Origin of the sequence: Microcystis sp. LEGE 08355 (assembly GCF_015207185.1) — a bacterium.
Classification (GTDB): Bacteria; Cyanobacteriota; Cyanobacteriia; order Cyanobacteriales; family Microcystaceae; genus Microcystis; species Microcystis panniformis.
Genome location: NZ_JADEXI010000170.1, coordinates 1 through 8,215 on the forward strand (window position 1 = coordinate 1; position 8,215 = coordinate 8,215).

Here is an 8,215-nt window from a genome sequence, read left to right on the forward strand (position 1 = left end):
GAATAAGGGTGCATCCCACACTTGCAGAAATACCAACAATCAGCAATTATCAGTGACTCTTAAATTAGTACAAAAATATGAACAATCGCGTGTAAGCATCTCACAGTTAACCTAATGCGCGGGGGGTTTGGGGGCGTGGCGCCGCCCCCAAAAGCTTGGATTGAGTGATAAAACCGAAAGTAACGCCCAATTTTAGGAGAAAGTTTCCCCTTAAAAATCCCAAATTAGTAGATTTACCAAAATGAGATGCACCCCCTGAATACTGATAACTGAATACTGGCTCCCCAAAACGAAAACTTCGCACCTCACCCTTAAGATAACTGCTATAAATAGACTTTTAATAACCAAAGAAAGAGAGGAATAGTCAGAAAACTAGCAAGGGTAGTGACCACAACTGTGCGGGCCATCAAAGCGGCCGAACCACCGAATTCTGTGACTAAAATGACAGTATTAACGGCGGTGGGCATGGCACTTTGTAGGATGAGAATTTTTAGATCCATACCGGTTAATCCTAAACTATTGCCGATCGCAAATGCCAAAAGAGGAGCGACTAAAAGACGCAAACCGGCTCCTAATAATTCTAATTTACCGATCGCTAATTTTTGCTGAGATAATTGGATACCTAGGATAATTAAAGCCAAAGGAATTGCCGCTTCTCCTAGATAGCTAATACTTTTATCTAATTGCAGGGGAAGATGAAAAGAGAAAGTTTGAAAGCCAATGCCGATAAAAATTGACCAGATTAAGGGCAAGCGAAAAACTAAGCGAAATCCTGAAAGAAAGCTTTTTCCTCGCAAATAAGCGGGACTAATACCAAATAACAGAATACTAGAGCCAATCATATAGATTATCGCTCTTTCCAGTCCAGCCGCACCCAGGGCGAAACTAGCCACCGGTAAACCCATATTACCGTTATTAGGCATCACGGCGGCAGCCATGAGGCTTTTGCGGGTATCAGCATCGAGACCCAGACAATAGGCGATAATTTCGACGACAATCGCCATTACCAGTGAGATAAGAGCAAAACCTAGGAGAATTAAACCGATATTGCTGCCGGATAAAGTGGTGTGATAGAGTCCATCAATCACCAAAGCGGGGGCAAGAATATATACCGTGATTTGGGAAAGGGAACGCACTTCCACAGTGAGAATTTTTCCTGCTATCACACCGATGAGGATGATAAAACCCACTGGAATAATAGCGGAGAGGATGACAAGCATTAATCAGGTAAAAAGTAAATAGTAAACAGAAAAAAACTGATCTGATTTTTTAACGGATTTCTGTTATGTCTTCATATAAAGATTCGATCGCACAGTGAAAATCGATACTAGCTAGATAAATATCTGCTCCTTTGCTGTAGGGATAAAGAACCCAAAATCCTTCATCATGGCGACGAAAACAATCTACACTGATGCGTTCTTGACTGATAAGAAGGTATTCTTCTAAAGTTTCAAGGGAACGATAGTCGGCAAATTTATCGCCCCGATCTCGCTTCGCGAGCGCGTTGCGAGCAAAGGCAGCAGTAGTGGGGGATAATACTTCTACAACCAAGCGCGGATAACGGATAAAATCTTCCGAGAAAGACTGATTATCTCGCGAGTCGCAAGTGACCACAAGATCGGGATAAAAATAACTATTAGCTATTTCTAGACGAACTTTCATAGCTGTGGCATAGACAAGACAACCACTACCCCGCAGCCGGTTTTTTAAAAGCGTGGCTAAGTTGATAATAATCAAACCATGGGCTTTACTTGCACCGTCCATGGCGTAGGTTTGACCGCGAATGTATTCGTGTTTATCCTTGGCTATTCTCTCCGTTGCTAAATAATCTTCCGGGGAAAGATAGTTATAGTCAAAGTTAGTAATCATTTGGTTAAATCACTTTTATTGTCTCTAAAATCAATTCTAACTCTCGATCGAGGAGTGGTACATTTTCAAAAATTGTCTGACAAACACCTGCAAATTTTGCTGGTTGATTGGCAAATTGTTGAGCTAATTGACAGGCTCGGACAATATCTAGTAAAAAAGCCTTATCCCGCCACATAAATCACTTGCGCTGTCCCTAAAATCTCTCGTTGACGAATCCAATTATGACTCTGCTCGATCGATTTTTTCGTTAGCAAATCAACTTTCCGTCCCAATAAATTCTCTAATTCCCGTTTCATCCTCGAAAACTCCAGAAGTCCCCAAGAAACACTATCTTGGAAACTGACCAGTATATCAATATCGCTATCTGGACGAAAATCTTCCCGCAAAACCGATCCGAATAAACACATTTCATATATCTGCCATTTCTGACAAAATTCGCTGATTATTTGCTGGGGTAGTTCTATTTTCAATTTTTTCACCTCCCTGTCACCAGTAATCAGTGATCGGTTTTCAGATTTAAGGGGAATTATCGCTAACGACACGAAAACCAATATCATAGAGTCCAGCAGTAGCCATAAATTTGACTCGGTAGGCCGAGCGACATTTGTTAGGGCCATCATTCCAGGAACCGCCGCGTAAAACTCGTCTGTCCCTATCTTCTATTGTGGCTGCTTCGTAGTTATCGCGCCAGTAATCTGCACACCATTCCCTGACATTTCCGTGCAGGTCGTAGAGTCCGAAAGGGTTAGCGACGGCAAACATTCCCACCGGTGTGGTTTCCCTGCGATCGCAGCCTAGGGAACCTTCCCCATAACGACCAGAACTGCACACTTTGCCGCCATAATCCCAGTCCACCCCGGAATAGTTGGCTAAATCCGTGGAAATTGTCGGGCCAAAGTGGAAGGGGGTTGATGTACCTCCCCGACAAGCGTATTCCCATTCTTTTTCTGCGGGTAAACGATAATTCAGTCCGGTGAGACGGGATAGGCGATCGCAAAACTCCACCGCTTCCCACCAGTTAATTTGTTCTACGGGGCGATCGTAACCTTCAAAATGGGCCGGATAGGGATTAAGTTCAATATTTACCGGTTCTAATTTTGCCACCTCGCGCCATTGTCGTTGGGTAATTGGGTAGCGACTCAGACAAAAAGCCTGAATATTAACCAGAGATTGGGGACTTTGACTCAATTTCCAGCCTAACTCGCTTTTGGACGCACCGATGAGGTATTGACCGCTAGGGATAGAAATCATTTCTAAAAAGGTTTTTTTGCTTAAAAAATATTTATAACCTCGATTAGTGACTTTTTCCCGTTTAATTTCCTCACCTTTGCCATTGACAGTGACCACCTCATCGGTAAAATCTAACCATTCTCCCATTCTGCACCCCTCTATCGGTTATCGGTTGATCGGGTTAAGCTGCGGGCCTAGAAAAATCCCAAAACCTACCAGTTTAAGAATAACAAGACTTCGATCGCTTATCCCCCGATGAGTTTTAATTTTAATTAATTTTTTGCTTTGACAGCAAATCGGTTTTTAACAGATGGATTGTTTCCCCCCACTTCCCACCTTCCTACTCCCCATATTAATTGCTGGAGTCATTAACAACTTCCGGGACAATCTCTAATTCTTGTTCACCAATTACAGGTAAATTATTTTTCTGTAAACCCATAGCAGTTAAACAAGTATTGAGAGAGTTGATCGCTTGGTTATAATTCTCAATTTTTTGGTTAATTTCTTCCTGTTTGCGGGCATTATTAGCAATTTTTTCCGCCGCTTCCTGTTCTAAGGTTTGTTCTAGATAAGAACGAGCTTGATTGAACTGTTGTAGAATAGTATCGGCTTGTTTTTTTGCCATTGGTATCAATTGATTTTTTAGAGTATTATTAACGGTTTGGCGGAAGTTTTTCTGAATTGTCGCTGATACTTTTGGCTCAAAATCTAACTTAAGTAATTGACGGATAGCAGGTTCAGCATCAAGAATACTTTCACAGTCATAACCTTGGGCAGTTTGTTGGACAGTTTGCCGAAATTGAAAGATAGAAAAAGTGCCTTCGTTGTAAAAATTGTGATTTTCTCTTACATAGCGATCGCACTCTGTTCTCGCTTCGGAAACTAAGGCATGAATTAACTGCTCTTCTAGCTGTTTTAGCTGATTTTCTATGCCACTATCGTTACCCAATAAACGATAAATTTGCCGATAATAATCACCTTGCCTTACCGCATCTAAAAGACGCTGACAAAAGCGACTAATTAAACTGATTGACTCCTCAATCAACACATCTTCTAGCTGGTTAGACAGATAATAAAAAGCTTCTACCAATACTGCTAATAAAGGTGCTGTGGCATTGCGGGGATGGTTTAAAGTCGCTTGCGAGTAGGCATTTTTGACAGAAAAAGTATTTAATAACTCATCCAATCTTGATACCATTCTCGCTTTCAGTTTCTTAAAGTCTTCCTCGAAGTTTTCATCGCTATTAACCACGATAGCATTGACATAACCATCGATATGTTTAGTTAATTTCTCTCCCACTTCCTTTAACTCTTGATTGAGGTGATTTAACTCCAGAGCTTTCATCGCCTCAATTTCTCGTGGTTGACTTTCTAAATCACGATAAATCTCTTGATAATGATTTTTGAGAGTAATGCAGAGAGATTGTAAATCATCAGCTAAAGTTGCAAACAATTGCGGACGCTTTTCCTCCGTGAGATAACGAGTAATTGCCGTGCGAAATTCTGCGATACCACTATCAGCAATTAACTGCTCTAGTAAAGGATTTCCCCACTCGCTTAAAACTCGGAAATAATTTTTATTAGGAGTTTCATAACCGTGGATGGAAACTTTAAAGGGAGTTGCCAGTAATTTACCTGAGTTGGCACAATAGTTATTAAACTCGCTGACAAATTGCGGTGTTTCTTCTTGTCCTCCTAAATTTTTAACACTTTCGGCAAAGATAGAATCTAAACCATAACGCTGATTAATATTGGTTTGATTTTTTACCTGATACCCATAAAATCCTAAAAGTCCGCTGGTTTTGTAGAGGCGGGAAGTATCACGAAATTGCGTTTGAATCAGGTTTTCTAAACGTTGTTTTAGTTGGGCTGCGTACCAGGTTTCATCAATGCGGTTAAAAACATAAAAAACTCGATCACGAATACCAGCATTAGAGCGAATTTTTTCGAGTAATTCCGTTTCTTCTGTGGCTAATTCTCCCGCAGAAGCAGCTTTTAAAACACAAACCACTGCCGAAGTATCAGGATGCTCTATTTTACGATAGGCTAAGGCGGCATCTTTTTTGACTGGGGCATCAATACCGGGCAAATCTACCAAAACGTTACCATCTTTAAGGAGAGGATGATGACAGTAATATTCTAGACGTTTTAAGACGGCACTATTGCTACCACGACGGGCAAAACTTGCCGCTTCTGCTAAATTAGAAAAGTGAAATTGTTCCATGGAATAGGTGGCATTATGCAGCGTATGGATCCGCTCACGATTTTGAGTAAATCCTTCAATTAATAATTTTAAACCCTGAGCTTGTTTAGCTCGCTCGGATTTGCCTTCTCCCCCTTCCTGTTCGATAATTTTTTGACAGTATTGGTTTAACTGGCTACAGTATTCCGGGGAATTAATGTTACTGGGATTGGTTAATTGCAGATTTTGACAGACGGTATCGACTAAAGTACGAATTTCTACTTCGCTGAGAAAGGTTAAAACCACTCTTTCCTCATCAGCTTCTGCGTACTCAATATAACATTCTGTACCCGTTGCGTGTCCTTCGGCACTATAGAGCAATTCTCGCTCTAAAAGTGCATTGATTAACATTGATTTCCCAGCACTAAAAGCACCGGCAAAAACGATTTCAAATTTGGGAGAAATGGCTTTTTGTAGGGCAATTTCTATCTTGCTGGTATCCTGTTGATTGCGGAGAGAGGATTCGCCTTTGAATAGTTCAATTATACTGTTAACATTACCAGCCAGATTACTGCATTGGGGTAAAAGTTCAGTCATGGTAAAACCCAAATCTAGAAGAACAGTGCTATTGTTCCCCAGATTATAACAAAATTCCCTAACTAGATGTCACATCTTTGGTCAGCGATTTAAGCAATCAAGGACAAAGTCATCGTCTTCAATCTAGAATCAGGATTGATTAAGTAGTTGGACAAAAGTAAAGTTAACTGTGGGGTAAGGAGTCAGTAGTCAGTAGTCAGTCAGAATTGCGGCAATTTACATTTCTTAAGATAGACAACAGAATTTATGTCCGACTACTTATAATCAATTTAGTACATACCGATTTCCGAGAACCTCCTTAGGTAAAAATTCTCTCCTGACTCCTCCTGAATACTGGGATAATGATAATTATGTGGATAAAAATGGCAATAGATAAATTGAGATTAAAAAAAATTCGGACTATGAAACAGTTAGGATTTTTGTTAGGAACAGTTTTTCTTTTGGGTGGCTGTCATTCTCTGAATGTTATCCAAAATCGTCCCCAACCCTTGCCCCAAGATCAATATATTCAAGTCTATTTTAATTATAATCAAGCCCAGGGTTCAAATTATACCGATCCCTATCGCCAAATTAATCGCCCGGGGGATAATTTAGAACAGGTTATTATTGATAATATCAACTCGGCAAAAAGTTCGATCGATCTAGCGGTGCAAGAGTTACGTTTACCCGCCATCGCTCAAGCTTTAGTTGCTCGTCATCAGCAGGGAATTAAAGTTAGGGTTATTCTCGAAAATATTTACAATAAACCGATTAATAGTTTAGCTAAAAATCAAGAACAATCAAGCGATCGAGAACAGGAACGTTATCAAAACCTTTTTGATTTAGTTGACATAAATCGAGATGGTAAATTAAGTCCAGAGGAAATCGCCCAAAGAGATGCAATTACTATCCTCAAAAAAGCTGGTATTCCCCTAATTGATGATAGGGCAGATCGCTCAAAAGGTAGCAGTTTAATGCACCATAAATTCATGGTTATTGATAATTACACTACTTTAATCAGTTCAGCTAACTATACCTTAAGTGATATTCATGGAGACTTTTCTAATCCCAAAACTGTCGGGAATGCCAATCACTTATTAGTCATTACTAATCCCCCACTAGCTAGAGTTTTTCAACAAGAATTTAATCTGATGTGGGGAAGGGAAGATCGTCCTAGATTTGGGTTAGATAAACCCCAAAGAAAACCGCAAAAAATTACTATCGGTAATAGTAGTCTGACGGTAAAATTTTCCCCCGATTCTACCACTTATCCCTGGGCAATTACTAGCAATGGTCTCATAGGTGAAACTTTAAATAAAGCTAAAAAATCCGTGAATTTAGCCCTGTTTGTCTTTACGGAACAGCCTTTAGCTAATATTCTCGCCGGACGACATCAAAAAGGGATAGAAATTAAAGCTTTAATTGATCCTAGTTTTGCCTTCCGATACTATAGCGAAGGATTAGATTTATTAGGAGTTGCTCTCAGTAATAAATGTCGTTATGAACCAGATAATCAGCCTTGGCAAAACCCAATTAATACCCTAGGAGTTCCCGCTCTAGCCCCGGGAGATAAATTACACCATAAATTCGGTTTAATCGATGATAAAATTGTGATTACTGGTTCTCATAATTGGTCAAAAGCTGCTAACCATCAAAACGATGAAGCTTTAGTTATTATCGATAATCCCACCGTTGCCGCTCATTTCGATCGAGAATTTCAATATCTTTACCGTACCGCTAAATTAGGACTGCCAGAAACTATTAAAAATCGGATCGAACAGGATAGAAAAAACTGCCCCCAATCTGTAACAATTAAAAGCGATCGCTTAATTAATTTAAACACCGCCACAAAAGAAGAACTAGATAGTTTACCCGGTATCAGTGGCAAATTAGCCGAAAAAATTATCGCAGCCCGGCAACAAAAACCCTTTACTTCCCTAGAAGATTTGGATCGAGTATCGGGAATCGGTCGGGGAAAAATCAACAAGCTCAAAGGCAAAGTCAGCTGGTGATGATTGCCTCGTCTGTATTTTTTGCCATAGACAAAAACTAGCAATTTTCCCTTGTTACGGCAAGCTAAGTAGGTAGGTGTTAAAATCGTCAGCCCCCCTTATCAAGGGGGGATTAAGGGGGGATCGAACCCAAAATCTATCTTCTATTTAATTATAACCACTTATTTACCACAGACAAAAAAGGGTTATTTTAACGGTTCGGGAATACTATCGGAAGGAGCCTCAAACTGTCCGGTAATAACGTATTCTAGACGCAATTTTAGCCAAGTAATAAACTGTTGGTTGAGAGAAACAATTGCCGCTGCTGGTTGGGGAGTTTTGTTTTTGATATCGGCAAAAGCGGGAG

At 40.2% G+C, this 8,215-nt stretch carries 8 protein-coding genes; 1 reads left to right on the forward strand and 7 read right to left on the reverse strand.

The genetic code is table 11. The annotated features are described in order from the left end of the window. Positions 1-323: 323 nt before the first annotated feature. The 6 genes from IQ242_RS10725 to IQ242_RS10750 all read right to left on the reverse strand — a co-directional run bounded on the left by IQ242_RS10725 (position 324) and on the right by IQ242_RS10750 (position 5,878). Complete coding sequence (locus IQ242_RS10725) at positions 324-1,220, reverse strand: AEC family transporter (protein ID WP_193959957.1); 897 nt, start codon at positions 1,218-1,220, stop codon at positions 324-326. Between the two features lie 49 nt (positions 1,221-1,269). Then, entirely contained in the window at positions 1,270-1,869 is a 600-nt protein-coding gene (locus IQ242_RS10730) for a Uma2 family endonuclease (protein ID WP_193959958.1), read from the reverse strand. A 4-nt stretch (positions 1,870-1,873) separates the two neighbouring features. Next, entirely contained in the window at positions 1,874-2,044 is a 171-nt protein-coding gene (locus IQ242_RS10735; RefSeq protein ID WP_193959964.1) for a hypothetical protein, read from the reverse strand. Continuing rightward, positions 2,031-2,426 (reverse strand): nucleotidyltransferase family protein, encoded by a 396-nt coding sequence (locus IQ242_RS10740; protein ID WP_193959959.1) that lies wholly within the window; start codon positions 2,424-2,426, stop codon positions 2,031-2,033. The genes IQ242_RS10735 and IQ242_RS10740 overlap by 14 nt, the downstream gene beginning before the upstream one ends. After that, positions 2,386-3,246 carry a formylglycine-generating enzyme family protein gene (locus tag IQ242_RS10745; protein WP_193959960.1) on the reverse strand — a complete coding sequence of 287 codons (861 nt, stop codon included), beginning with the start codon at positions 3,244-3,246 and terminating at the stop codon, positions 2,386-2,388. Before IQ242_RS10745 ends, IQ242_RS10740 begins: the two co-directional genes overlap by 41 nt. A 205-nt stretch (positions 3,247-3,451) precedes the next feature. After that, positions 3,452-5,878 carry a dynamin-like GTPase family protein gene (locus IQ242_RS10750; protein WP_193959961.1) on the reverse strand — a complete coding sequence of 809 codons (2,427 nt, stop codon included), beginning with the start codon at positions 5,876-5,878 and terminating at the stop codon, positions 3,452-3,454. A 350-nt stretch (positions 5,879-6,228) separates the two neighbouring features. Between IQ242_RS10750 and IQ242_RS10755 the strand changes: the two genes are divergently transcribed. Continuing rightward, on the forward strand, positions 6,229-7,869 hold the full coding sequence (locus IQ242_RS10755; protein ID WP_193959962.1) for a DUF655 domain-containing protein: 1,641 nt from the start codon (positions 6,229-6,231) through the stop codon (positions 7,867-7,869). A 185-nt stretch (positions 7,870-8,054) separates the two neighbouring features. Here the strand turns inward: IQ242_RS10755 and IQ242_RS10760 are convergent. Then, the coding region (locus IQ242_RS10760; RefSeq protein ID WP_193959963.1) for an MgPME-cyclase complex family protein at positions 8,055-8,215 on the reverse strand (161 nt) is incomplete at its 5' end.